Annotated in this window: 21 protein-coding genes and 1 riboswitch; of the genes, 13 read left to right on the top strand and 8 right to left on the bottom strand. The window is 72.2% G+C overall.

Annotated elements, in window-relative coordinates; genetic code table 11:
• Positions 1-40: 40 nt before the first annotated feature.
• The 3 genes from AB0I98_RS00735 to AB0I98_RS00725 all read left to right on the top strand — a co-directional run bounded on the left by AB0I98_RS00735 (position 41) and on the right by AB0I98_RS00725 (position 2947).
• Positions 41-898: an inositol monophosphatase family protein gene (locus tag AB0I98_RS00735; protein WP_362933158.1), complete on the top strand. Its 858-nt coding sequence runs from the start codon at positions 41-43 to the stop codon at positions 896-898.
• A 133-nt stretch (positions 899-1031) separates the two neighbouring features.
• Positions 1032-2441, top strand: a complete 1410-nt coding sequence (locus tag AB0I98_RS00730) for an NAD(P)/FAD-dependent oxidoreductase (RefSeq protein ID WP_362933155.1) — start codon at positions 1032-1034, stop codon at positions 2439-2441.
• On the top strand, positions 2438-2947 hold the full coding sequence (locus AB0I98_RS00725; RefSeq protein WP_362933152.1) for an O-acetyl-ADP-ribose deacetylase: 510 nt from the start codon (positions 2438-2440) through the stop codon (positions 2945-2947). The genes AB0I98_RS00730 and AB0I98_RS00725 overlap by 4 nt, the downstream gene beginning before the upstream one ends.
• Positions 2948-3013: 66 nt before the next feature.
• Here AB0I98_RS00725 and meaB read toward each other — a convergent pair whose 3' ends face one another.
• The 8 genes from meaB to AB0I98_RS00685 form a co-directional block, all read right to left on the bottom strand.
• Positions 3014-4003: a methylmalonyl Co-A mutase-associated GTPase MeaB gene (meaB, locus tag AB0I98_RS00720; RefSeq protein ID WP_362933149.1), complete on the bottom strand. Its 990-nt coding sequence runs from the start codon at positions 4001-4003 to the stop codon at positions 3014-3016.
• Complete coding sequence (scpA, locus tag AB0I98_RS00715) at positions 4000-6162, bottom strand: methylmalonyl-CoA mutase (protein ID WP_362933146.1); 2163 nt, start codon at positions 6160-6162, stop codon at positions 4000-4002. The genes meaB and scpA overlap by 4 nt, the downstream gene beginning before the upstream one ends.
• Positions 6162-7961 carry a methylmalonyl-CoA mutase family protein gene (locus tag AB0I98_RS00710; RefSeq protein WP_362933143.1) on the bottom strand — a complete coding sequence of 600 codons (1800 nt, stop codon included), beginning with the start codon at positions 7959-7961 and terminating at the stop codon, positions 6162-6164. The genes scpA and AB0I98_RS00710 overlap by 1 nt, the downstream gene beginning before the upstream one ends.
• Positions 7962-8197: 236 nt before the next feature.
• The gene (locus tag AB0I98_RS00705) at positions 8198-9031 is read right to left on the bottom strand and encodes an ATP-binding cassette domain-containing protein (RefSeq protein ID WP_362933140.1); all 834 of its coding nucleotides are present in this window, start codon (positions 9029-9031) and stop codon (positions 8198-8200) included.
• Between the two features lie 28 nt (positions 9032-9059).
• On the bottom strand, positions 9060-9809 hold the full coding sequence (cbiQ, locus tag AB0I98_RS00700; RefSeq protein WP_362933137.1) for a cobalt ECF transporter T component CbiQ: 750 nt from the start codon (positions 9807-9809) through the stop codon (positions 9060-9062).
• A 5-nt stretch (positions 9810-9814) separates the two neighbouring features.
• Complete coding sequence (locus tag AB0I98_RS00695) at positions 9815-10276, bottom strand: energy-coupling factor ABC transporter substrate-binding protein (protein ID WP_362933134.1); 462 nt, start codon at positions 10274-10276, stop codon at positions 9815-9817.
• Positions 10273-10965 carry an energy-coupling factor ABC transporter permease gene (locus tag AB0I98_RS00690; protein WP_362933131.1) on the bottom strand — a complete coding sequence of 231 codons (693 nt, stop codon included), beginning with the start codon at positions 10963-10965 and terminating at the stop codon, positions 10273-10275. The genes AB0I98_RS00695 and AB0I98_RS00690 overlap by 4 nt, the downstream gene beginning before the upstream one ends.
• 29 nt (positions 10966-10994) lie before the next feature.
• Positions 10995-11180, bottom strand: a riboswitch (cobalamin riboswitch).
• Positions 11181-11348: 168 nt separating this feature from the next.
• Positions 11349-12833 carry an alpha/beta hydrolase gene (locus tag AB0I98_RS00685; protein WP_362933128.1) on the bottom strand — a complete coding sequence of 495 codons (1485 nt, stop codon included), beginning with the start codon at positions 12831-12833 and terminating at the stop codon, positions 11349-11351.
• 132 nt (positions 12834-12965) lie between these two features.
• Here AB0I98_RS00685 and AB0I98_RS00680 point away from each other — a divergent pair, with 132 nt between their 5' ends.
• The 10 genes from AB0I98_RS00680 to AB0I98_RS00635 are packed head-to-tail and all read left to right on the top strand — an operon-like array spanning position 12966 to position 24345.
• Positions 12966-14222, top strand: coding sequence for an ATP-grasp domain-containing protein (locus AB0I98_RS00680; RefSeq protein ID WP_362933125.1), 1257 nt, complete (start codon positions 12966-12968; stop codon positions 14220-14222).
• Complete coding sequence (locus tag AB0I98_RS00675) at positions 14219-15262, top strand: DUF364 domain-containing protein (RefSeq protein WP_362933122.1); 1044 nt, start codon at positions 14219-14221, stop codon at positions 15260-15262. Before AB0I98_RS00680 ends, AB0I98_RS00675 begins: the two co-directional genes overlap by 4 nt.
• Positions 15259-16338 carry a pyridoxal-phosphate dependent enzyme gene (locus AB0I98_RS00670; RefSeq protein ID WP_362933119.1) on the top strand — a complete coding sequence of 360 codons (1080 nt, stop codon included), beginning with the start codon at positions 15259-15261 and terminating at the stop codon, positions 16336-16338. Before AB0I98_RS00675 ends, AB0I98_RS00670 begins: the two co-directional genes overlap by 4 nt.
• Positions 16335-17375 carry a dipeptide epimerase gene (locus AB0I98_RS00665; protein WP_362933116.1) on the top strand — a complete coding sequence of 347 codons (1041 nt, stop codon included), beginning with the start codon at positions 16335-16337 and terminating at the stop codon, positions 17373-17375. The genes AB0I98_RS00670 and AB0I98_RS00665 overlap by 4 nt, the downstream gene beginning before the upstream one ends.
• Positions 17359-18585 (top strand): MFS transporter, encoded by a 1227-nt coding sequence (locus AB0I98_RS00660; protein WP_362933113.1) that lies wholly within the window; start codon positions 17359-17361, stop codon positions 18583-18585. Before AB0I98_RS00665 ends, AB0I98_RS00660 begins: the two co-directional genes overlap by 17 nt.
• A complete protein-coding gene (locus AB0I98_RS00655) occupies positions 18582-19373 on the top strand; it encodes a class I SAM-dependent methyltransferase (protein ID WP_362933110.1) in 792 nt (263 codons plus the stop codon). The genes AB0I98_RS00660 and AB0I98_RS00655 overlap by 4 nt, the downstream gene beginning before the upstream one ends.
• Positions 19374-19383: 10 nt before the next feature.
• On the top strand, positions 19384-20958 hold the full coding sequence (locus AB0I98_RS00650) for an ABC transporter substrate-binding protein (protein WP_362933107.1): 1575 nt from the start codon (positions 19384-19386) through the stop codon (positions 20956-20958).
• A 41-nt stretch (positions 20959-20999) separates the two neighbouring features.
• Positions 21000-21992, top strand: coding sequence for an ABC transporter permease (locus AB0I98_RS00645; RefSeq protein ID WP_362933752.1), 993 nt, complete (start codon positions 21000-21002; stop codon positions 21990-21992).
• Positions 21989-22807 carry an ABC transporter permease subunit gene (locus AB0I98_RS00640; protein WP_362933104.1) on the top strand — a complete coding sequence of 273 codons (819 nt, stop codon included), beginning with the start codon at positions 21989-21991 and terminating at the stop codon, positions 22805-22807. The genes AB0I98_RS00645 and AB0I98_RS00640 overlap by 4 nt, the downstream gene beginning before the upstream one ends.
• Entirely contained in the window at positions 22804-24345 is a 1542-nt protein-coding gene (locus AB0I98_RS00635) for an ATP-binding cassette domain-containing protein (protein WP_362933101.1), read from the top strand. Before AB0I98_RS00640 ends, AB0I98_RS00635 begins: the two co-directional genes overlap by 4 nt.
• Positions 24346-24377: the final 32 nt, after the last annotated feature.

Raw genomic sequence — 24377 nt, 5'->3', positions numbered from 1 at the left:
GCGGGCGGGGATTGTCAGTGGTGCGTGCTCTCATGGAGGCATGATCGAACACACCGAAACCATCGACGAGTTTCTCACGCGTCACTCCGCCGACGTGGAAGCCGCGGTCCGCGAGGCGGCCGCCGCCGAGATCATGCCGCGCTTCCGCCGGCTGGCCGCGCACGAGGTCGACCAGAAGAGCGGCCCGCACGACCTGGTCACGGACGCCGACCGCAAGGCCGAGCAGTACCTCACCGAGGCACTCGGCAAGCTGCTGCCCGGCTCCGTCGTGGTCGGCGAGGAGGCGGTGCACGCCAACCCGGCGACGTACGAGGCGATACAGGACGACGCCCCGGTCTGGATCGTCGACCCCGTCGACGGGACACGGCAGTTCGTGCACGGCGACTCCGGCTTCTGCACCCTGGTCGCGCTCGCCCGGCGCGGAGTGGTGCTCGCCTCCTGGACCTACGCGCCGGCGCGCGACCAACTGGCCACGGCCGTGCGGGGTGGCGGCGCCTTCCTCGACGGCGAGCGGCTGCACGCCGGTCCTCCCGCCCCCGGCCGGGATCTCCGCGTCGCCACCTCCCACCCGGACTACACGACGGACGAGCAGAAGCGCGCGCTGCTCAGCCTGTGGACGGACGGCGTCGCACCACGCGCCTGCGGCTCGGCGGGACTGGAGTATCTCGCCGTCGCGCGCGGCGAATCGGACGCCGTCGCCTTCTCCTGGGAGGCCGCCTGGGATCATGCGGCGGGCCTGCTGCTGGTCGAGGAGGCGGGCGGCGCCCACCTGACCCTCTCGGGGGAGCCGTTCCGCGTCACGGGCGGAAACGCACTGCCGTTCACGGCGGCGCGCGACGAGGCCACGGCCCGCCGGATCGTGGAGCTGCTGTCCGAGCCGTACCCGTGGATCCGATGACGGCGCCCTGACCTGGCTCCCCTCCTCCCCGACGCCCGCCCGGCCCCACCGCGGCGCGAGGACTGTCAGTGCCCCGGCATATCCTGATCCTTCAGTGGCCATCGGCTGACAAAGGAGTCCGAAGGTGCCGTCGATGCTCGATGCGGTCGTGGTGGGTGCGGGGCCGAACGGACTGACGGCCGCCGTGGAGCTGGCCCGGCGCGGCTTCTCCGTGGCCGTCTTCGAGGCCCGTGACACCGTCGGCGGGGGAGCCCGCACCGAGGAGCTGACCCTCCCCGGCTTCCGCCACGACCCGTGCTCCGCCGCGCACCCCCTCGGCATCAACTCACCGGCGTTCCGGGCCATGCCCCTGGAGCGGCACGGCCTGGAGTGGCTGCACGCCGAGCTGCCCATGGCGCACCCCTTCACCGACGGCACCGCCGCCGTGCTGTCCCGGTCGGTCGCCGAGACGGCCGCATCGTTCGGGCCACGCGACGCGGGCACCTACCGCAGGCTGGTCGAGCCCTTCCTGCCCAGGTGGGACACCCTCGCCCGCGATTTCATGTCCCTGCCGCTCACCTCGCTGCCCCGGGACCCGGTGACCCTCGCCCGCTTCGGCCTCGTCGGCCTGCCCCCGTCGACCTGGCTGACCCGCCGCTTCCGCGACGAGCGCGCGAAGACGCTGTTCGCCGGACTCGTGGCCCACGTCATGGCCCCGCTGAACGGCCTCGCCACCGGCGCCATCGGCCTGGTCTTCGCCCTGGCCGCGCACGCCCGCGGCTGGCCGGTCGCCCGCGGCGGCTCCCAGTCGATCTCCGACGCGCTCACCTCGTATCTGAAGGACCTCGGCGGCACTGTCCACACCGACTACGAGGTCAAGCGCCTCGACGACCTGCCGCCCGCGCGCGCCTACGTCTTCGACACCTCACCCACCGCCCTGGCCCGTATCGCCGGCTTCGGGCGGTACTACGAGGGCTTTCGCTATGGCCCCGGAGTCTTCAAGGTCGACTACGCGCTGGACGGCCCGGTGCCGTGGACCGCGCCTGAGGCCCGTGCCGCCGCGACCGTGCAGATCGGCGCGGACAGCGCGGAGATCGGCGCCGCCCTGCGCGCCGCATCCCGGGAGAGCCGGGCACCCGACAAACCGTTCATGATCACGGTCCAGCCCAGTGTCGTCGACCCCACCCGGGCCCCGGCCGGCAAGCAGGTCTTCTGGGCGTACGGCCATGTCCCCAGCGGCTGGACCGGCGACCTCACCGACGCCATCGAGCGCCAACTGGAGCGCTTCGCCCCGGGATTCCGCGACCGCGTCCTCGCCCGCGCGACCGCGGGCCCGCCCGAGCTGGCCGCCCGCAACGCCAACTACGTCGGCGGCGACATCGCCTCCGGCGCCGTCTCCGGACTCCAGACCCTGCTGCGGCCCAAGCTGTCCCTGTTCCCGTACCGCACCCCCCACCCGGCCGTCTTCATCTGCTCCTCGGCCACCCCGCCCGGACCCGGAGTGCACGGTATGTCGGGGCACAACGCGGCGAAGGCGGTCTGGAGGAAGCTGAGGCAGACATGACCACCATCACCCTCGTCCAGGGCGACATCACCCGCCAGACCGCCGACGCGATCGTCAACGCGGCGAACTCCTCCCTGCTCGGCGGAGGCGGCGTGGACGGCGCCATCCACCGACGCGGCGGCCCCGCGATCCTCGAGGACTGCCGCAAGCTCCGCGCCTCCCAGTACGGCAGGGGCCTGCCCACCGGCCAGGCGGTCGCCACAACGGCGGGCGAACTGGACGCACGCTGGGTGATCCACACCGTTGGTCCCGTCTTCAGCCAGACCGAGGACCGTTCCGCCCTCCTCGCCTCCTGCTACCGCGAATCCCTGCGGGTGGCCGACGAGTTGGGTGCCCGCACCGTCGCATTCCCGGCCATCTCCACGGGCGTGTACCGCTGGCCGATGGAGGACGCGGCCCGCATCGCGGTGGAGACGGTACGGGCGGCAGACACTTCGGTGGAGGAGGTCAGGTTCGTGCTGTTCGACGAGCGTGCGTACCAGGCATTCGCAACACAGGTCGCCTGAACGCGCCCCATAGGGGCGCGGGGAACTGCGCGATCAACCCCCACCGACCCGCAGACGACCGACGACCTATCGCGGCCCTCCTCGCGGAGCGAAGGCCTTAAGAATCCGCTCCGCCGCCAGCGTCGCAGTCAACTCCCCATCTCGCACCTGCTGTTCAAGCCCAGGCGCAACCGAACGCACCGCCGGATCCGCATGCAGCCGACCGAGCAACTCATCACGCACCATGCCCCAGGTCCAGTCAACCTGCTGGTCACGGCGCTTGGCGGCAAGGCGGCCCGTGGAATCCAACAACGCACGGTGCTGCTCAAGGCGTTCCCAGACCGTGTCCAGGCCGGTCGACTCACGAGCGCTGCAGTGCAGGACGGGCGGCGTCCAGGCGACGTCCTTCCCATGCATCAACCGCAACGCACCCGACAGTTCACGCGCCGCCGCCCGCGCATCGCGTTCATGCGGCCCGTCCGCCTTGTTCACGGCGATGACGTCGGCCAGCTCCAGCACACCCTTCTTGATGCCCTGCAACTGGTCGCCGGTGCGGGCCAGCGTGAGCAGGAGGAAGGAGTCGACCATGCCCGCCACCGCGGTCTCCGACTGGCCGACGCCGACCGTCTCCACGAGCACCACGTCGTAGCCCGCGGCCTCCATCACCACCATCGACTCGCGCGTGGCCTTGGCGACCCCGCCGAGCGTGCCCGCGCTGGGAGAGGGGCGGACGAAGGCAGCGGGGTCCACGGCCAGGCGTTCCATCCGGGTCTTGTCGCCGAGGATCGAGCCGCCCGTACGCGTGGACGACGGGTCGACGGCGAGCACCGCGACCCGGTGACCGAGGGACGTCAGCATCGTGCCGAACGCGTCGATGAACGTCGACTTCCCCACGCCCGGCACCCCGCTGATCCCGATCCGCCGGGCCCGGCCGCTGTGCGGGAGCAGCTCGGTCAGCAACTCCTGCGCCAGCGCCCGGTGCCCGGGCCTGGTCGACTCGACGAGCGTGATGGCGCGTGCGACGAGTGCCCGCTTCCCGTCGAGCACGCCCTTCACATACGTGTCGAGATCGATCACTGCGGGTGCCCGAGGTCGGCCGAGAGCCGCTTCACGAGGTCGTAGGCCGCGTCCGGGATCACCGTCCCGGGCGGGAACACGGCCGTCGCGCCCATCTCCAGCAGGGTCGGCACGTCCTGCGGCGGGATCACCCCACCGACGACGATCATGATGTCCTCGCGGCCCTCCGCCGCCAGCTCCTCGCGCAGCGCCGGTACGAGGGTGAGGTGTCCGGCGGCCAGCGACGAGACGCCCACGACGTGCACGTCCGCCTCCACCGCCTGGCGGGCCACCTCGCCGGGCGTCTGGAACAGCGGGCCGACGTCGACGTCGAAGCCGAGGTCGGCGAAGGCGGTCGCGATCACTTTCTGGCCGCGGTCGTGGCCGTCCTGGCCCATCTTGGCGACCAGGATGCGCGGGCGGCGGCCCTCCGCCTCCTCGAAGGAGTCGACGAGGGTGCGGGTGCGGTCGACGGACGGGGAGGAGCCGGCTTCGTTGCGGTACACGCCGGAGATCGTACGGATCTGGCTCGCGTGCCGCCCGTACACCTTCTCCAGGGCGTCGGAGATCTCCCCGACGGTCGCCTTCGCGCGGGCCGCGTTCACCGCCAGCTCCAGCAGGTTGCCCTCACCTGCCGCCGCCCGGGTCAGCGCGTCCAGCGCGTCCTGGCAGGCGATGTCGTCCCGCTCTTCGCGCAGTCGGCGCAGCTTCTCGATCTGCTGGGTACGCACGGACGAGTTGTCGACCTTGAGCACGTCGATCTGCTCGTCGGTCTCCACCCGGTACTTGTTCACGCCGATGACCGGCTGCCGCCCCGAGTCGATCCGCGCCTGCGTCCGCGCCGCCGCCTCCTCCACGCGCAGCTTGGGGATGCCCGCGTCGATGGCCTGCGCCATGCCGCCGGCCTGCTCGACCTCCTGGATGTGCTGCCAGGCACGGCGGGCCAGGTCGTACGTCAGCTTCTCGACGTACGCGCTGCCGCCCCAGGGGTCGATCACCCGCGTCGTGCCGGACTCCTGCTGGATCAGCAGCTGCGTGTTGCGGGCGATGCGCGCCGAGAAGTCGGTGGGCAGCGCGAGCGCCTCGTCGAGGGCGTTGGTGTGCAGCGACTGTGTGTGGCCCTGCGTCGCCGCCATCGCCTCCACGCACGTACGCGTGACGTTGTTGAACACGTCCTGCGCCGTCAGCGACCAGCCCGAGGTCTGCGAATGGGTGCGCAGGGAAAGGGACTTGGAGTTCTTCGGCTCGAACTGGGACACCAGCTTCGCCCACAGCAGCCGCGCCGCCCGCAGCTTCGCGACCTCCATGAAGAAGTTCATGCCGATCGCCCAGAAGAAGGAGAGTCGCGGCGCGAACGCGTCCACGTCCAGGCCCGCTTCCCGCCCGGCCCGGATGTACTCGACGCCGTCGGCGAGCGTGTACGCCAGCTCCAGGTCGGCCGTCGCGCCCGCCTCCTGGATGTGATAGCCGGAGATGGAGATCGAGTTGTAGCGGGGCATCCGCTGCGAGGTGAAGGCGAAGATGTCGGAGATGATCCGCATCGACGGCTTCGGCGGATAGATATAGGTGTTGCGGACCATGAACTCCTTGAGGATGTCGTTCTGGATGGTCCCGGCCAACTTCTCGGGCGGTACGCCCTGTTCCTCCGCCGCCACGATGTACAGCGCGAGGATGGGCAGCACGGCGCCGTTCATCGTCATCGACACGGTCATCTTGTCCAGCGGGATGCCGTCGAACAGCTGCCGCATGTCGTAGATGGAGTCGATGGCCACGCCCGCCATGCCGACGTCGCCGGTCACCCGCGGGTGGTCGCTGTCGTAGCCGCGGTGCGTCGGCAGGTCGAAGGCGACCGACAGGCCCTTCTGCCCGGCGGCGAGGTTGCGCCGGTAGAAGGCGTTGGACTCCTCGGCGGTGGAGAAGCCCGCGTACTGGCGGATCGTCCAGGGCTGGTTGACGTACATCGTCGGGTACGGGCCGCGCAGATACGGCGCCATGCCCGGGTACGTCTGAAGGAAGTCGAGGCCCTCCAGGTCGCGGCCGGTGTAGAGCGGCTTGACCGCGATGCCTTCCGGGGTCTCCCAGAACGCGTCGTCGCTCCCCGCGGCCTTGCGCCACTCGTCGGCGCCGACGTCGGTCCTCGGCTCCCCGAGTTCGATCCCGGTGAAGTCGGGGATTCCCATCAGGACACTCCCATGCGGTCGAGGGTGGCGGAGAGTACGGCTACGGCGTCGCAGCCCGCGAAGACGTAGTCGTCGACGGGGTACTGCCCGGGCTTGCCCGCGAGGAACACATGCGTGGCGCCCGCTGTCCGCAGGGCCTGTGCGGTGTCCGCCGCCTGCTCCTCGTACAGCGTGTCGCTGGAGCAGAGGCAGGCCTCGGAGGCACCGCTCTCCTCGAACGTGCCCTCCGTGACGGGTTCGATGCCGCCCGCCTGGAAGAGGTTCGCGGCGAAGGTGAGCCGTGCGGTGTGGGCGGCGGCGGGGCCGAGCGCGGCGAGGAAGATCCGCGGCCGGGTGCCGGTCGCGGCGAGGTGAGCGTCGGAGCGGGCACGCAGGGCCTCGTACGCCTCGTCGCGGCGGACACGGGGCAGGCCGCCGGACGGCGCCGCGGGCGCGGACGCGCGCTCCACCGGCTTCTCGGCGAGGTTCGGGAACTCGCTGACGCCGGTGATGGGTTCGCGCCGCTTGGCGAGCTTCGCGCTGCGCGCCTCCCAGGTCTCCGCCAGCTTCTCGCCGAGCCGGCCCGAGCGCAGGGCGGCCGCCTGGCCGCCGATCTGCTCCAGCCACTGGAAGAACTCCCAGCCCGCGTGGGCGAGTTCGTCGGTGAGCCGCTCCACGTACCAGGAGCCACCCGCCGGGTCGATCACCCGGGCCAGATGCGACTCCTCGATGAGGATCGTCGAGGTGTTGCGGGCGATACGCCGCGCGAACGCGTCCGGCAGGCCGAGCACGTGGTCGAAGGGCAGCACGGTGACGGAGTCGGCGCCACCGACCCCGGCGGCCAGCGTGGCGACCGTCGTGCGCAGCATGTTCACCCACGGGTCCCGGCGCGACATCATCACCGGCGAGGTCACCACGTGCTGCACCTGCCTGCCGGGCCCTCCGCTCACCTCGGCGACCCGCGCCCACAGCCGGCGCGCGGCGCGCAGCTTGGCGATGGTCAGGAACTGGTCGGCGGTGGCCGCGTAGCGGAACTCCAGCTGCGCGCAGGCCTGTTCGACGGTGAGCCCGGCCGCGGTCAGCTCCCGCAGGTAGGCGACACCGGTCGCGAGCGAGGCGCCCAGCTCCTGTGCCGCCGACCCGCCGGCCTCGTGGTACGGCAGCGCGTCCACGGTCAGCGCCCGCAGCTCCGGATACTCCTCGGCGCACCGCCGGGCCAGTCCGGCCACGGGTGCGAAGTCGAGCTGCTGCCCGCTCCGGGCCTCGTACCCGAGCGGATCGGCACCCAGATTGCCCCGCGCGGCGTCACGGGCGACGCCCCGCTCCTCGTACAACCGCAGCAGTTCGCCAGCGGCCTCCTCGGTGTCCCGGCCGGCCTCCAGGACGACGGGCGCGAGGTCCAGGTACACGCTTTCGAGCACCTGGGGGAGGGACGAGACCGGGAAACCGCCTTCACCGACGACCAGCCAGAGGGAGGTGACACCGTTCTCGAGGTCGGCGAGGACGAGATCACCGGAGGCCGTCGCGTGCCGCTGCCGTACGTCCCAGCCGCCCTTGGTGTTCCCCTCCGGGCGACCACCCCGGACGAACGGGGCAAAACCCGGGAAACCGGTGTCGGGAGCGGTGTCGAGCGCGGTGTACAGGGGCCGGGTGCGCAGCCCGTCCTCCAGGGCGGTGGAGAGGGCGTCCTCGGCGGCGGCACCCGTGACGTCCCGGCCAGACTTGCGCAGGACGCCCTCCACGAGGCGTTGCCACTGCTCATGGGTCGCGGCGGGGAACTCGGCGGCCGTCGAGAGCCCGTCATTGGGCAGGACTGTCATGCTCGGGATGCTAGGCGAGAGCCCTTGAGCAGGAGCAGAGCCACAGGCTGTGACCTTGCCCTCGCCGCTGCTGTGACCGGCGCCGCATCGCTCCGCTGGGTGGGGCGATGTGCGGTTCCACCGTGGGGGCGCGGGTCGTCGGGCGTGTGCGGGTCTGTGGGGGCTGGTCGCGCCCACGCGGCGGAGCCGCACATCGATACAGCCCCGCGCCCCTTCGGGGCGCTCGCCGGGTGCGCTTAGGCCACCACCATCGCGGCTAGTTCCTCGGGGGTGCGCGGGCCCGTTGCCGTCGCGGCCAACAGGCCGTGCGCGCAGAGTACTTGGGCCACCGCGACACCCCACGGCAGCCGCAGCCCGGCCTGCTGGAGGAGGTCGGTGCGGGCCAGCATCTCGGCGGCCGGGCCGGTGCGTACTCCGGACGGGGTGAGCAGCGCCGTGTCGTCGGCCCAGCGCAGGGCGAGATCCACGTCGTGCGTCGCCATCACCACCGTGGTGCCGCCGGCGCGCAGGGCGCCGAGGGTGGCGAGCAGCCGCTCCTGCCCGGCGGGGTCGAGCCCCGCGGTCGGCTCGTCCAGGATCAGCACCCGGGGCCGCATCGCGACCGCGCCCGCGATCGCCGTCCGCTTGCGCTGCCCGTAGGACAGCAGATGCGTGGGCCGGTCGGCCAGGGCGGCGATGTCCAGCGCGGCAAGCGCCTCGTCCACCCGCGCCCGCACGTCCGGATACGGCAGCCCGAGATTCAGCGGCCCGAACGACACGTCCTGCGCGACGGACGCGGCGAACAACTGGTCGTCCGGATCCTGCACCACCAGCTGCACGGTGGTCCGCAGCCGCGTCAGTCCTTTCCGGTCGTACGACACCCGCTGCCCGTCGAGCGTCAACTCCCCGCTGCGCGGCCGCAGCCCACCGCTCAGCAGCCGCATCAACGTCGTCTTGCCGGTGCCGTTGCGCCCGAGCAGCGCGAGCGCACGCCCCTCACGCACCTCGAAGTCGAGCCCGTCGAGTACGTCCGGACCGTCCTCGTAGGCGAAGGACGCGCCCCGCAGGGCGACGAGGGCGGCGTCGCTCATGACAGGGGCCCTTCCCACGCGAGGGTGCTCATGTCAGCGGCCTTTCCAGTACGAGGGTGAGGGCGGCCAGCGTCGCGAGCAGCGCCACGCTCACGGCCGTGAAGCGGACGGAGATACGGGCCTCGGGCACCAGGACGCGCAGCGTGCCGTCGTAGCCGCGCCCGGCGAGCCCGGCCTGCAGCCGCGTCGCCCGGTCGAAGGCCCGCACGAACGCGGTCGCACCGAGCCCGGCCAGCGAACGCCAGGCGGCGGCCCGCGTGGTGTGCCCGAGCCGCGCGGCCTGCGCCTCCCGGATCCGGCGCATCGAGTCCAGCAGCAGGAAGCTCATGCGGTACGTCACCAGTGCGACGTCGACGACAGGCGCGGGAATCCCGGCCTTCACCAGACGCGGCAGCAGATCGGACATGGGCGTGGTGAACGCGAACAGCAGCACGCCGAGCGAGGCGGCCGAGGTGCGCAGCAGCAGTTCACCGGCGCGCACATGCCCCTCGTCGGCCAATGTCAGGAACCCGTCCGGGCCGCCGACCTGCACCAGCAGAGTGGCCGCGCCGGTCACGCAGAAGCCCAGCGGGACACGATAGGCACGCCACAGCTTGCGGCCGGGCACGCCCGCCGGGCCCAGCAGCACGGCGAGCGCGGTCAGCAGCACCAGGGCCGCGCCCGGCCACGGCGGCAGCGAGATCGCCAGCACGGTGAGGCCGAGCCCGAGCACGGCCTTGTCCACGGGGTGACGGCGGCGCCAGCGGCTGCTGTGCGCCGCCGCGTCGATGGGCAGCACGCGCGTCAGACCTGTCCGGCGGCGCCACGCGCGCCCTCGGGCTCGGGCGCGGCCTTGTCGTGGCGCGCGGCGTCCCCGTCGGGTGCGGTCCTGTCGTGGCGCGCGGCGTCCCCCTCGGATGCGGCCTTGTCGCCGGCCGCGACCTCGGCGCCCTGCCGCGCCAGCGCCCGCTGCTCACCCTGCCGCCGCCCGCGCCGCACACCGAAGTAGTAGGCGAGGGCGCCGGCGCCGATCGCCGCCTGGAGGGCGAACAGCCCCGACTCGATCTCGGCGGAGGGCGGCTCGTACAGCGGCGAGAACCAGGGCTCGTAGTCCGGCTCGATCTCGGTGATCGCCGTCTCCGCCTCACCGTCGGCGCCCGTGAACGGCTCCTCCTTGTCGTCGCCGAGGCCCAGCGCCAGCGGCAGCACCGCAAGGGCGACGACGGCGAGCAGCAGCAGGAGATTGATCTTCGTGTTCCGCTTCATCGGGCCACCGCCTCGGTGCTCGCCTTCTTGGTGAGCAGCACGCCGAGCCGGGTCAGCTCACCCTTGCTCGACTGCACGAGCAGCCGCATCACCAGCACCGTGAGCAGCCCCTCGCTCACCGCGAGCGGGATCTGCGTCACGGCGAAGATGGACCCGAACTTGCCCAGCGCGCCCAGGAATCCACTGCTCGGGTCGGGAAACGCGAGGGCCAGCTGGACGCTGGTGACGCAGTAGGTGGACAGGTCGGCGACGAACGCGCCGAAGAAGACGGCGACCATCAGCGGCACGTCGTACCGCCGGAGCAACCGGTAGATGCCGTATCCGGCCCAGGGCCCGACGATCGCCATCGAGAACACGTTGGCGCCGAGCGTGGTCAGGCCGCCGTGGGCGAGCAGCAGCGCCTGGAAGAGCAGGGTGATGGTGCCCAGCACCGCCATCACCGGCGGCCGGAACAGGATGGCCCCCAGTCCGGTGCCGGTGGGGTGGGAGCAACTCCCGGTCACCGACGGCAGCTTGAGGGCCGACAGGACGAACGTGAAGGCTCCGGAGGCGCCGAGGAGCAGGGTGCTCTCCGGGTGCTCTCTGACTTCACGGGTGAGTGACCGGGCTCCGTGGACGACGAACGGCGCGGACGCGACGCCCCAGGCGACCGCGTGCGCCGGAGGAAGAAAACCCTCGGCAATGTGCATGGCTCAGCAGACCCTCTCCAGCACCTCGTGGATGGTTGACGCGCCTTGGCCGGTCTCCTGGCTGACGGGTACCACCGCCCGTGCTCCGCCTTCCCGGGTCCTGGAGGACCCAGTGGCTGCCCGTGAGGGCCAGAGCCGGACTTCCCGATTCACAGTGGCGAGGGCCGCACCGGTATCGCACCGATTTCCCGTTCACCAAGGCGTGGTGACAGTAGTGCGCGGTGTGGGGTGGTGACAAGCGGCCGCAGGGGGCGCACCGACGGGTGAGCAGCGCCCCGAAGGGGCGCGGGGCTGTGTCTATGTGCGGCTCCGCCGCGTGGGCGCGACCAGCCACAACGAGCCCGCAGACGATCGACGGCCAACCGCGGCACTACCGGCGGAGCTCACGGCAACCCCGGCCCCGCGCACCGCACGTCCCCCACCGGCACCTCCCCGCCCACGAGATACGCCGCCACCGTGTCGTCCACACACGCGTTGCCACGGCTGGCGAACACACCGTGCGAGTAGTCGTCGGCGAGGGTGATCAGCCGCGAGCCCGGCAGCACCTCGCCCAGAGCGCGGGCACCCTCGACGGGAGTGACCGGGTCATGCGCGGAGGCGACCAGCAGGACCGGCGGTGCGTCGGGGCTGCCGAGCGGAGTCCGCCGGGCGGGCCGGTACCGCCAGTAGGCGCAGGTGGACGCCTCCATGCCGGTCAGGACCGGCTGCACGTCGATACGGCGGGTGCGGCGGATGTCCGCCAGAACGCGGTCCGGCGTCGGCGCGGGGCCGTCGGCGCACTTGACGATGCGGTTGGCCGCCTCGTAGTTGCGGGAGTCGGCGCTGTCGAAGGCCGTACCGGGCCGGAGCCCGTCCGTCGAGCCGCCGTCGAGGTAGGCCCGCAGTCCGTCGGCGAGTGGCGCCCAGCGCTCGGTGCGACCCAGGGCGCGATAGACGGCACGGTCGAACTCGGCCGCCCCGAAACCGTCCACCGGCCCGGCGCCAAGACCTCGACGTACCCGCAGATAGGCCCGGCGTACGTCTCCCGCGTCCGTACCCAGGCCGAAGCGCTCGGCGTGGGCGGCGGTCCACTCGAAGAACGTGTCCCGCTGCCGCAGCAGCGCCCGGCTCTGGATCACGTCGAAGTCGTACCAGTCCCAGGGCCCGACCACACTGTCCAGCACCATCCGCCCGACCCGCTGCGGGAACAGCGCCGCGTAGGCCGCGCCGAGATAACTCCCGTACGACACCCCGAGGAAGCCCGTCCTGGGCTCGCCGAGCGCGGCGCGGATCGCGTCCATGTCGTAGGCCGTCTGCTCGGTGGACAGATACGGCAGGACACCGCCCGCGCCCTTCGCGCAGTCGTCGGCCATGTCGCGCAGGGAGGCGAGATAGGCCCGTTCCGCTGTCGCCCCCACCGGTACGCGTTCCGGGCCCGGGCTGTCGAACAGGCCGCCCATGTCTCCGCAGTCGACCGGTGAGCTGTGGCCGATGCCGCGTGGGTCGAAGCCGATGACGTCGTACGAACGCCGCACGCTCTCGGGGAGTTTGGCGCGCTTGGTCACCGCGTACGGGAGTCCGGAGCCGCCCGGGCCGCCGGGGTTGACCAGCAGGATGCCGCGTCGCTCGGCCGGCGTGCCGGAGGCGGGGACCCGGGAGACGGCGATGGTGAGGCGCGGTCCCTGCGGGTGGTGCCGGTCGAGCGGGACGCTGATCCGCCCGCACTCGACGCGGTCGGGGGCGGGCGGCTGCGGGACGGAGTCGGGGCAGTCGCCGAAGTGGACGGCCGGTGTCGGTGGCGCGGCCTCGGCGGGAGCGGCGGTGGGGAGCAGCGCGAGGGTGCACAGTATCGCCGCGGAGCGGGTGAAGACGGGCAAAAGGAACCCCAAGATGATGTTGTTTTCAGATGACAATGAAAATGATTATCGATAACGTGGCCGAGTCAAGACCCGGCCGCCCTCCCGTCCGAGGGGGTTCCGGGCTGCCCTGACGTCTGAAACACCTGTGGGAAAAGGGGAGTTGTGGCTCATCTGCTGATGGTCGAGAGCTGGGTCGGTTCCATGAGCCGACTGCTGCCGAGAGCGATCCGGGAGAGCGGGCACGAGTTCACGTTCCTCACCCGTGACCTGCACCACTACCTCCGGTCGGCGCCGGAAGGGACCGCGCATCCGCTGCTCGGCGCCCGCCATGTGATCACCGCCGACACGAACGACGTCGACTCCCTGCTGCCCGAGGTCGAGCGGCTGCACGTGGCGCTCGGCTTCGACGGGGTGCTCACGTCCTGCGACTACTACCTGCCGACCGTGGCGCGCATCGCCGGACACCTCGGTCTGCCCGGCCCGGGCCCCGAGGCGGTGGAGAACGCCTGCCGCAAGGACGCCACCCGCCGTGTCCTCGCCGACGCGGGTCTGCCGCAGCCGCGTTTCGCCGTCCACGAGGAGTGGGCCGATCTCGCGCGGGCCGCCGGGGAGATCGGTTACCCGCTGGTGGTCAAGCCCGTCGACCTGTGCGCGGGCATGTACGTACGGCGGGTCGACGACGAGGCGCAACTCGCGGCGGCCGTACGGGACTTGGGCGACTTCCCGGTCAATGCGCGCGGGCAGCGCCGGGCACCCGTCGTCCTCCTCGAAGAGCTGCTGGACGGCCCCGAAGTGAGCGTCGAGACCGTTTCCCACGCGGGTGCGGTCCACGTGGTCGGCGTGACCGACAAGAGCATCGGCGGCGCCCCCGCCTTCATCGAGACCGGCCATATGTTCCCGGCCGCGCTGACGCCCGCCGACACCGAGGCCGCCGAGCACACCGCGCTCGGCGCCCTGAAGGCCCTCGGGCTGACGGACGGCGTGGTCGCCCACACCGAGATCAAGCTGACCTCCGCCGGTCCCCGCGTCGTCGAGGTCAACCCACGGCCCGCCGGAAACCGCATCACCGAACTCGTCCGCCACGTCACCGGCATCGACCTCGCCGCCGCCTTCGTCGAGGTCGCCCTCGGCCGCACACCCGACCTGCACCGCACGGACACCGGGCTGCGCAGCGCCGCCATCGGCTTCCTCGTCCCCCACACGGCGGGCACGCTGGAGGCCCTGGACGGACGCGAACTGCACGACGCCACCAGCGTGTTGGAGCTACAGCTCGCCGAGCCCGGCAAGACCGTGAAGGCAGCCGGCAGCAACAACGAGTACCTCGGACACGTCATGGCCGGCGACACGGAGGGAGCGGGCGCCCGCGACCGCGTCGAGGCACTGTTGGCCGCGCTACGGGCGGGGCTGGTGATCCGATGACCGGCATCGAGACGGTGACCGCGACTGAGGCGATGACCGGCACCGAGACGGTGACCGCCACCGAGGCGACGACGACCACTGAGGCGGTGACTGCCACGGAAACCGTGACCGGCACCGAGGCGGTGACCGGCATCGAGACGGCATCGACCATCGAGGCGTCGACAGCCACCCAGGCGTCGACAGCCACCCAGGCGTCGACCGCCACCGGGATCGTGACCCCCACCGAGACCGTCACGACCGCCCTCGACGACCTCATACGCCGGGTCCGCGCCGGCGACCTCGGCCCGGACCCGGCCACCCTGCGCATCGCCGTCGCCTTCACCACCTGTCAGGCCGTACGGCACGACGGCCGCGGCACCGGCTACCGCAACGAGGTCCTGAGCCTGCGTCTCGCGGAGGCCGTCGGCTCCTGTGCTGTCGAACCCGGGGCGCTGCCCGACGGCGCACTGGACGATTGTGTCGGCGCGGACGTGGCGCGGCTGTTGGAGCATCCCTTGCTGCCCGTGCGGGTGGCCGCGCTGGACGCCTACCTGATGCATGTCACCCCGCACACCCCGGCCAACGGAGCCCGTCCCGTCCCGCTGGCCGCCGGGACCTCGCTGGAGAAGTCCCGGGCCCGCGCGCAGGCCGTCGTCGAGCTGCTCGATCTGCCGCCGGGGGCCACCGTGCTGGTGGTCGGCGTGGTCAACTCCCTGCTGGAGGCGCTGCGTTCGCGCGGGCTCGGCTATGTGCCGTGCGACCTCAAGGGCGGCGCGACGGAGTGGGGCGAGGAGGTCGTCGGGGACGCGCTCGCCGCGGCCTGCCGCTGTGACGCGCTGCTCGTGTCCGGGATGACCCTGGGCAACGGCACCTTCGAACCGCTGCGGCTCCACGCCCTCCGGCGCGGCAAGCAGCTGGTGATGTTCGCGCAGACCGGCAGCGCCGTACTGCCCCGCTTCCTCGGGCACGGCGTGAGCGCGGTGTGCGCGGAGCCGTACCCCTTCTTCTGGCTGGACGGCGGGCCCGGAGCGATCCACCGCTACCGCGGGGGTGACCGATGACCACCACCGCCGTACGGGCCGTCGCCCGCCCGGAGTTGCTCGATCTGCTCGGCCGCACCCCGACCGTCCGCATCACCGCCGGCCTGCCCGGACCCCACCCCGGCTTCTGGGCCAAGCTCGAAGGGCTCGCGGCGGGCGGGATGAAGGCGCGGGCGGCCGTGTCGATGCTGCTCGGCGCCCGTGAGCGCGGCGAACTGCGGCCCGGCGCACCGGTCGTGGAGTCGACGTCCGGCACGCTCGGCATCGGCCTCGCGTTCGCCGGGCAGGCGCTCGGCCACCCGGTGGTCCTGGTCGGCGACAGTGAACTGGAGCCGTCCATGCGGCAGTTGCTGCGCGCGCACGGCGTCCGGCTGGAGATCGTCGACCGCCCGGCCCCGGTGGGCGGCTGGCAGGCCGCACGCCTCGCCCGGCTGCGCGAACTGCTCGCGATCCTGCCCGACGCCTACTGGCCGGACCAGTACAACAACCCCGACAACAACTCCGGCTACGCCACCCTCGCCGCCGAACTCGCCGTCCAGCTCGACCACTTGGACGTCCTGGTGTGCAGCGTCGGCACCGGCGGACACAGCGCGGGCATCATCGGCCCGCTGCGCCGCCACTGGCCCGCCCTGCGCCTCATCGGCGTCGACGCGACCGGCTCCACCATCTTCGGCCAGCCCGCCCGGCCGCGGCTGATGCGCGGCCTGGGCAGCAGCATCCACCCGCGCAACGTCGCCTACGACGCCTTCGACGAGGTCCACTGGATCGGCCCCGCCGAGGCCGTGGACAGCTGCCGCCGGCTCGCCCGGGGCAGCTTCGTCAGCGGCGGCTGGAGCACCGGCGCGGTCGCGCGCGTCGCCGCCTGGGCGGCCCGCGTCCACTCCGGCGCGGTCGTCGCGACCGTTTTCCCCGACGGTCCGCACCGCTACCTCGGAACCGTTTACGACGACGACTTCACCACCGCCCACGGCATCGACCCGTCCACCGCGGCCACCCGCCCCGTCGAGATCCCGCACCCCCGCGCCGCCGAGGCCACCGGCTGGGCCCGCTGCACCCGCGTGACCGATCCGCTCCACTCCCCGGAAGAAACCCTGTGAAGGCCACCCTGCGCACCGTACGTCTCGACCTTACCGAGCCGTTGCGCATCTCTCGCTCCACCATGTCCGCCCGCGACGCCGTATGGCTGACGATCGAACACGAGGGTCTGTACGGCCATGGAGAAGCCGTCACCAGCGTGTACTACGGCCTCGACACCGACACCCTGGGACGGCACTTCGCGACCGTCGACCTCAACCGCTTCCCCGACCCCGAAAGCGCGTTGGAGGACCTGAAGCAGGGGTGGCCCATCCCAGCGGCGGTAGCCGCCGCAGTCGAGGCCGCACTGCTCGACCTGGTCGGCAAGCGTGCAGGGATTCCCGTCCACCGCCTCCTCGGCGCCCCGGCTGCCCCCGTCGCCGCCACCGCCCGCACCATCGGCATCACCTCCCTCGCGCAGGCCGCCGCCGAGGCCCGCCGTCTTGCCGCCAGCGGCTTCCAGGTCATCAAGGTCAAGGCGGGCACCCCCGACCCCGAGGACGACGTCGAACGCGTACGGATCATCCACGACGCCGCGCCGGGCGCCCGGCTGCTCCTCGACCCCAATGGCGCCTGGAGCGTGCCGCAGGCCCAAGCCCTGCTGCCGCGTTACGCGGACCTCGGCGTCGAAGCCGTCGAGCAGCCCCTCGCGCCGGGCGACCCCGAGGCGTTGGGCAAGCTGGCCGAGCGCTCCCCGCTGCCGGTCATCGCCGACGAGGACGCCGTAAGCCTCGAAGACGCCCGCCGTCTCGCCGGACGTGTGCACGGCGTCAACGTCAAGCTCGCGAAGTGCGGCGGCGTCCACGCGGCGCTGCGGATCACGGAGTTGATCGAGGGCAGCGGGACCGAGCTGATGCTCGGCTGTCTCACCGCCAGCAGCCTCGGCCTCGCACCCGCCGTTCACCTTGCCGACCGCGCCCGCTGGGCCGACCTCGACGGACATCTGCTGCTCGCCCACGACCCGTGGACCGGGATCGGCGGCACCGACGGCTTCGTACGCGCCCCCGACCTGCCGGGGCTCGGCGTGGAGGAGGTGGCGGCCCGTGAAGACGTGGCATGAGATACGGCAATTCCCGCTCGCCGTACGCCTGTTGCTGGTGAATCAGCTCGGCGTCAACACCGGTTTCTACCTGCTGATCCCGTACCTGGCCACCCACCTCACCGAGAACCTCGGCATGTCGGCGGCCGTCGTCGGCATCGTCCTCGGGGTCCGCAACCTCAGCCAGCAGGGCCTGTTCATCATCGGTGGCTCGGCCTCCGACCGGCTCGGCGCGCGTGGCGTGATCATCGCCGGGTGTGCGCTGCGGACGGTCGGGTTCGCGCTGTTCGCGCTCGGCGACGGGCTGCCGGTGCTGCTGGCCGCGTCCGTGCTCAGCGGGCTCGCGGGCGCGCTGTTCAACCCGGCCGTGCGTGCGTATCTCTCGCAGGAGGCGGGGGAGCGCAAGGCGGAGGCGTTCGCGCTCTTCAACGTGTTCGCGACGACCGGTGCGCTGATCGGCCCACTGCTGGGCAGTGCCCTGCTCCTCGTCGACTTCCGCACGTCCGCGCTCACCGCCGCCGGCATCTTCGCGGCCCTCACCGTGGCCCAGGCCCTGGTGCTGCCCGCGCGGGAAGTGGAGCCCAGCAAGGGCGGCGTCCTCGCCGACTGGCGGGAAGTCGTCGGCAACCGCGCCTTCCTGGCCTTCGCGCTCGCCATGGTCGGCATGTTCACCCTGGAGAACCAGCTCTACCTGCTGCTGCCTGAGGGCGCCCGGCAGGCCACCGGCTGGGAGGGCGCGGCAGGCCTCGTCTTCCTCGTCGGAACCGTTTCCAACCTCGCGTTCCAGCTCCGCATCACCCGCTCGCTCAAGTCCCGCGGCAGCAGACCGCGTTGGATCGCGGCCGGACTCGCACTCATGGGCCTGGCGTTCGTGCCCCCCGCCTTCGCGACACAGCACACCGGCCTGCTCGCCGCCCTCCCCGTACTCCTCGGCACTCTGCTCCTCTACCTCGGCGTCATGATCGCCTCGCCCTTCGTCATGGAACTGATCCCCGGCTTCGGCCGCCCCGAACTGACCGGCACCTACTTCGGGATCTTCTACGTCGTCTCGGGCGTCGCCGCCGCCGTCGGCAACACCGTCGTCGGCTGGGCCATGGACACGGGAGACCGGCTTCCGTGGCTGTGCTGCGCCCTCTTCGGGCTGGCCTCCGCGGGCGGGGTCGCCTGGCTGCACCGTCGGAACGCCCTCCCGGTGATCCCGGTACCGGTCGCCGAACGGAGCGCCGTATGACGAACGGCAACCTCCTCACCGACAACCCCGAGCTGTACGAGGCCCGCTTCCCCGACCCCGACCGGCTCGCCGGACGCTGGGCCGAGGACTGCCTGCGGCGGTACGGCGCCGGGCCCCGCGTGCTGGACATGGGCTGCGGGACGGGCCGCGACGCCGGGCATCTGCACCAGGCCGGCCGTACGGTCACGGGCGCCGACCTCTCCGAGACGATGCTCGCGCACGCCCGCGACCGGCACCCCGGACCGGCGTATGTCCGGGCCGACCTGCACAGCTTCGACCTGGGCACGTTCGATGCGGTCGTCTGCCTGGACAGCTCCCTGCTGTACTGCCACACCAACGACCAGCTCGACGGCTTCCTCACCTCCTGCCGCCGCGCCCTGACACCGGGCGGACTGCTCGTCGCGGAGATGCGCAACGGCGCCTACTTCCTCGGCCGGACCGACCTCCTAGACACACCCAAGGTCAACGCCTTCGTCTGGCAGGGCACCGCCTACCGGTCGACGACGACCCTGACCGTGGACCGCACGGCCCAACTCCTGCGCCGTATCCGCGTATGGACGTCCGACGACGGCTCCCCGCCCGTCGAGCAGCGCTCCGCCTGGCGGCTGCTGTTCCCGCTGGAGCTGCGCCACTTCCTGGCCGCGCACGGCTTCGAGGTCCTCGACCTGTACGACGGCCCCGGACCGCGCACCGAACCGCCCTGGTGCGAGGGCCAGTTGCCCGGATCGGCCACGGACGCCGACCGGCTGCATGTCGTAGCGCGCCTGAACCCGCACACCCACCACTGAAGGACAACACATGGACGACGAACGCTTTCCCGGTCTGCGCCGCCGCGGCTTCCTCGCCGCCACCGGTGCCGCCTCGCTCGGTGCGCTCGCGCTCACCGGCTGCGGTTCCTCCGACGACAGCGCCGGTACGGGTGCGGGTGACGGCAAGCCGAAGCAGGGCGGGCGGCTGCGGGCCGCGTTCGCGGGCGGCGGCGCCAGCGAGACCCTGGACCCGCACCTGGCCAACCTGTTCGCCGACGTGGCCCGCGCCAAGGCCCTCTTCGACAAGCTCGCCGACTACGGTGCCGATCTGTCGGCGCGGCCCCGCCTCGCCGAGAAGTGGGAGTCCAACAAGGCCCTCGACAAGTGGTATGTCACATTGCGCAAGGCCACCTTCCACGACGGCAAGCCCGTCACCGCGAAGGACGTCCTCTACAGCTACCGCCGGATCGCCGACCCGAAGCAGGCATTCCGCGCCAAGGCGTCCCTGGAGCCCATCGACCTCGACGCCAGCCGCGCCACGAGCGAGACGCGCATCGAGTTCGTGCTGAAGCGGCCGACCGCCGAATTGCCCAACGTCCTGGCCGCGTTCGGCGCGTACATCGTCCCGGACGGGGCGACCGAGTTCGACAAGAAGCCGATCGGCTCCGGCCCCTTCCGCTTCGTGTCCTTCGCGCCCGGACGGTCGGCCGTCTTCCGCCGCTACGAGGACTACTGGGAGGGCGCCCCGCACCTCGACGAGCTCGAATTCGTCGTCGCCAACGAGGAGTCCGCGCGCGTCAACGCGCTCCTCGGCGGCCAGGTCGAGTACGCCCACGAACTCAACCCCACGACCGGCCGCGCGCACGAGGGCAGGGGGCAGATCGAGATCGTGCGGCTGCGCAACAGCGCCATGCAGGGCTTCGCGATGAAGACCGACCGGGCGCCCTTCGACGACAAGCGGGTCCGGCAGGCGTTCTTCCTCATCGCCGACCGGCAGGAACTCGTCGACGGCGCGCTGTCCGGCGCGGGCGAGGTCGGCAACGACCTGTTCGGCAAGGGATACGAGTACTACGCCGACGGCCTCCCGCAGCGCGAGCAGGACCTCGACAAGGCGCGTGCCCTGCTGAAGCAGGCCGGCGCCGAGAAGCTGAAGGTCAGCCTCGACACCTCCGCCGTCGCCGCCGGATTCACCGAGGCCGCCAGCATCTTCCGCGACCAGGCCGCGAAGGCGGGCGTCACCGTCGACGTGAAGATGGGCAGCAAGGACACGTACTGGGCCGACATCCTCGACTCCGGCACCCTGTGCTGCTACCGCTCCGGCGCCATGCCCATCGAGGCCCACATCTCGCAGCGTCTGCTCACCGACTCCAGCACCAACGCGACCAAGTGGCAGCACAAGGACTTCGACGCGCTCTACCAGCAAGCACAGTCCACGCGGGACAAGACCGAGCGAGCCGCCGTGTACGAGCGCATGCAGCGCCGGCTGTACTCCGAGGGCGGCTTCCTGATCTGGGGCTTCGCCGACTGGATCCTCGGAACCGCCAAGAACGTCAAGGGCGTCGAGACAAACGCCCCCGCCAACTCCCTCGACTGGGCCCGCTTCGACAAGGTCTGGCTGGCGTGAGAAGCAAGCAGGGCGGCAGCGCCCCGAAGGGGCGCGGGGAACTGCGCGACAAGCCACGACGGCGCAGCAGCCGACAGACGGCATACCCCGGCACAACCTTCGTCGCCCGGCGCCTCATCCTCGGCGCAGCCCAAACCGTGGCGGTCGTGCTGCTGGTCTTCGCGCTCACCGAGGCCCTGCCGGGCGACGCCGCGGTCGCCCTCGCCGGTGACCAGCCCGACCCGGCCCGGATCACCGCCATCCGTGAGGCGATGGACCTGGACCGCCCGGCGTACGAGCGGCTGCTCGACTGGGCGTCCGGGCTGCTGCACGGCGACTTCGGCACGTCCCTCACCTCCGGGCGGCCGGTCGGGCAGTACATCTCGGACGGCTTCGGGCCCACCCTGCTGCTGGCCGGCCTCACCGTCGCGCTGCTGATTCCGATCGGCTTCGGGCTCGGCGTGCTGGCCGCCCGGCACGAGGGGCGGCTCGTCGACCGGCTGGTCAGCTCGGTGACGCTCGCCGTGTACGCGGTTCCCGAATTCGCCCTGGGCGTCCTCCTGATCACCGTCTTCGCGCTCCGACTGGGCTGGCTGCCACCGACCGCCGTCGGCTACGGCACCGACCTGCTCGCCCACCCGGCCGCACTGGTGCTGCCCGTCCTGGTCCTCCTGTCCCGGCCGGTGTGCTCCATCGCTCGCCTGGTCCGCGCCGGCATGGTCGACGCGCTGGCCGCCCCGTACGCGGCCCACGCCCGCCGCTACGGCGTCCCGGGCGCCCGCATCCGCTACACACACGCCTTGCCCAATGCGCTCGCCCCGGCCGCGCAGCAACTCGCCCGCACCATCGACTGGCTGCTGTGCGGCGTCATCGTCGTGGAGGCCCTGTACGTGATCCCCGGACTCGGGACGGTCCTGCTCAACGCCGTCGCCGAACGCGACGTACCGGTGGTGCAGGGGCTCGCCGTCGTCTTCGGTGTCCTGACCGTCGTACTGAATCTGGGTGCGGACCTGGTCGCCCATCGGCTGACCCCACGGGCGGGGGTGGCCGCGTGAAGGCCCGGCGCTACGTCCTGGGTATCGCGGTCATCGCCGTACCCCTGGTCCTCGCCCTCCTCGGGCCGCTGTTCGCGGGCGAACCGGGCCCGCGCGCCCCGTCGTTCACACTCGGCGACGGGCACTGGCTCGGCACCGACTTCGTGGGCCGGGATGTCTGGCAGCAGGTGCTGCACGGTGGACGACCGGTCGTTCTGACCGCGCTCGCGGCCACCGCGCTGGCCTATCTGGTCGCGCTGCCGGTCGGGCTCGTCAGCGCGCTCACCCACCGCCGCTGGCTGGAGGAGACGCTGATGCGGCCGCTGGACGTGCTGCTCGCGGTGCCGTCGCTGCTGCTGATCCTGCTGGTGGCGTCGGTGTTCACGCCGGGCGCGGCCGGGCTCGCGCTGCTGGTCGCGCTGGTCAACGTGCCCGACGCGGCGCGGATCGTGCGGGCCGCCGCGGCGGAGGCCGCCGCGCGTCCGGCCGTGGAGGCGCTGCGGATGCAGGGCGAGACGTGGTGGCGTACGGCCGTCGGATACGTCGGCCGGTCGATGCTGCGCACGCTCGCCGCCGACGCGGGCATCCGGCTCACCGGCGTGCTGTACCTGGTGGCCACGGCGGCGTTCCTCGGTGTCGGGGTCGCGCCGGACGCGGCGGACTGGGCGGTCATGGTCGACCGCAACCGCACCGGACTGTTCGTGCAGCCCTGGGCCGTGGTGGTGCCCGCGCTGCTGATCGTCGCGCTGACGATGGGCAGCAACCTGCTCTTCGACGCGGCGCTGGAGAAGCGAGACCTGCCTCTGCGGAAGCGAGAGAAGGAACGATCTTTGTGAGTGAGCGTGACACTCCCGTCGCCGAGGTCCGCGACCTGCGCGTGGAGATCGACGGCAGGGCGATCGTGGACGGCGTGCACCTGCGGGTCCTGCCCGGACGGGTGACGGCGCTGGTCGGCGCCTCCGGAAGCGGCAAGACCACGACAGGGCTCGCGCTGCTCGGGGAGTACCCGTCCGCGGCCCGCGTCACCGGCGACGTACGCGTCTCGGGGAACGTCGGCTACGTACCGCAGCACCCCGCCGCCGTCCTCAACCCCGCGCGCCGGGTCTCGGCGCTGCTGACCGACATCGCCCGCACGCAGGTACGCGACCTGCCGCGTGCCCAGCGCAGGGCTGCCGCCCGCGAACGGGTCCTCCGCGCCCTCTCCGACGCCCAACTCCCGGACGCCGAGCCCCTGTTGCGACGCTACCCGCACCAGCTCTCCGGCGGCCAGCAGCAACGCGTCGTCCTCGCGCAGGCCCTTCTGCTCGGCGCCCGGGTGATCGTCGCGGACGAACCCACCACCGGGCAGGACGCGTTGACCAAGGCCCGGATCGTCGACGAACTGGCGGCGGTCGCGGCACGCGGTATCGCGGTCGTGCTGCTCAGTCACGACCTGGACGTGGTGCGCACGCTCGCCGACGAGGTCCTGGTCATGAAGGCGGGCCGGGTCGTGGAGTCGGGCCCGGCCGAACGGCTCTGGCTCGCACCCCGGCACGAGTGGACCCGCCAACTTCTCGACGCCCGGCCCCCGGCCCCGCAGGAGTATCCCGCCGAGGACACGACGGAACCCGTCCTCCGCGTCCGCGACCTGACCGCCCGTCACGGCAGGAGCACCGTCCTGCGCACCCCCGGCCTCACCGTCCACCCCGGTGAGTGCCTGGCCGTCGTCGGCCGCTCCGGCAGCGGCAAGACCACCCTCGCCCGCTGCCTGGCCGGACTCCACCGCGACCACGACGGCGAGATCGACCTCGACGGCACCCCGCTGCCGCGCAGCCTCCGCCACCGCGACCGGGATCGGCTGAGGGCTGTCCAGTACGTCTTCCAGGACGCGCGGGCCGCCTTCGACGAGTACCGGCCGGTCCTCGACCAGGTCGCCCGGACGGCCGTACGCCTGCGCGGCATCGACCCGCGCACGGCCGAGGAGGAGGCCCTGACGACACTCTCCGGACTCGGCCTCGCCCCCGATCTGGCCCGGCGACGCCCGCCGCAGCTGTCCGGCGGCGAGCTCCAGCGCGCGGCCCTGGCCCGGGCGCTGCTCGCGCACCCCCGAGTGCTGATCTGCGACGAGATCACCTCGGGCCTGGACACGGTCACCCGGCGCGGCATCCTCGACGTCCTCGAAGGGCTCCTGCGCGACCGCGACGACCTCTCCCTCGTCCTGATCACCCACGACCTGGACACCGCACGCCTGGCCCACCGCATCGCCGTACTGGACGCGGGCGAGCTGGTCGAGCAAGGCCCGGCCGACCAGATCCTGACCGCGCCGGAGCACCCGTTCACCGTGTCGCTGATGGAGACGACGGCACGACTGGAGTTTCGAACTCCCTTGCTGTGACGCCCGACTGATGTCCGATCAGGACTCAACAA

The organism is Streptomyces sp. NPDC050211 (genome assembly GCF_040656035.1).
Classification (GTDB): Bacteria; Actinomycetota; Actinomycetes; order Streptomycetales; family Streptomycetaceae; genus Streptomyces.
This window is presented reverse-complemented; position numbering and strand designations above follow the sequence as displayed.

Excerpts from the sequence above, each read along its gene's own strand:
- AB0I98_RS00735 (WP_362933158.1), top strand. The coding sequence starts at position 41 with ATGATCGAACACACCGAAACCATCGACGAGTTTCTCACGCGTCACTCC.
- AB0I98_RS00730 (WP_362933155.1), top strand. The coding sequence starts at position 1,032 with ATGCTCGATGCGGTCGTGGTGGGTGCGGGGCCGAACGGACTGACGGCC.
- AB0I98_RS00725 (WP_362933152.1), top strand. The coding sequence starts at position 2,438 with ATGACCACCATCACCCTCGTCCAGGGCGACATCACCCGCCAGACCGCC.
- scpA (WP_362933146.1), bottom strand. The coding sequence starts at position 6,162 with ATGGGAATCCCCGACTTCACCGGGATCGAACTCGGGGAGCCGAGGACC.
- AB0I98_RS00710 (WP_362933143.1), bottom strand. The coding sequence starts at position 7,961 with ATGACAGTCCTGCCCAATGACGGGCTCTCGACGGCCGCCGAGTTCCCC.
- AB0I98_RS00705 (WP_362933140.1), bottom strand. The coding sequence starts at position 9,031 with ATGAGCGACGCCGCCCTCGTCGCCCTGCGGGGCGCGTCCTTCGCCTAC.
- AB0I98_RS00695 (WP_362933134.1), bottom strand. The coding sequence starts at position 10,276 with ATGAAGCGGAACACGAAGATCAATCTCCTGCTGCTGCTCGCCGTCGTC.
- AB0I98_RS00690 (WP_362933131.1), bottom strand. The coding sequence starts at position 10,965 with ATGCACATTGCCGAGGGTTTTCTTCCTCCGGCGCACGCGGTCGCCTGG.
- AB0I98_RS00675 (WP_362933122.1), top strand. The coding sequence starts at position 14,219 with ATGACCGGCATCGAGACGGTGACCGCGACTGAGGCGATGACCGGCACC.
- AB0I98_RS00670 (WP_362933119.1), top strand. The coding sequence starts at position 15,259 with ATGACCACCACCGCCGTACGGGCCGTCGCCCGCCCGGAGTTGCTCGAT.
- AB0I98_RS00655 (WP_362933110.1), top strand. The coding sequence starts at position 18,582 with ATGACGAACGGCAACCTCCTCACCGACAACCCCGAGCTGTACGAGGCC.
- AB0I98_RS00650 (WP_362933107.1), top strand. The coding sequence starts at position 19,384 with ATGGACGACGAACGCTTTCCCGGTCTGCGCCGCCGCGGCTTCCTCGCC.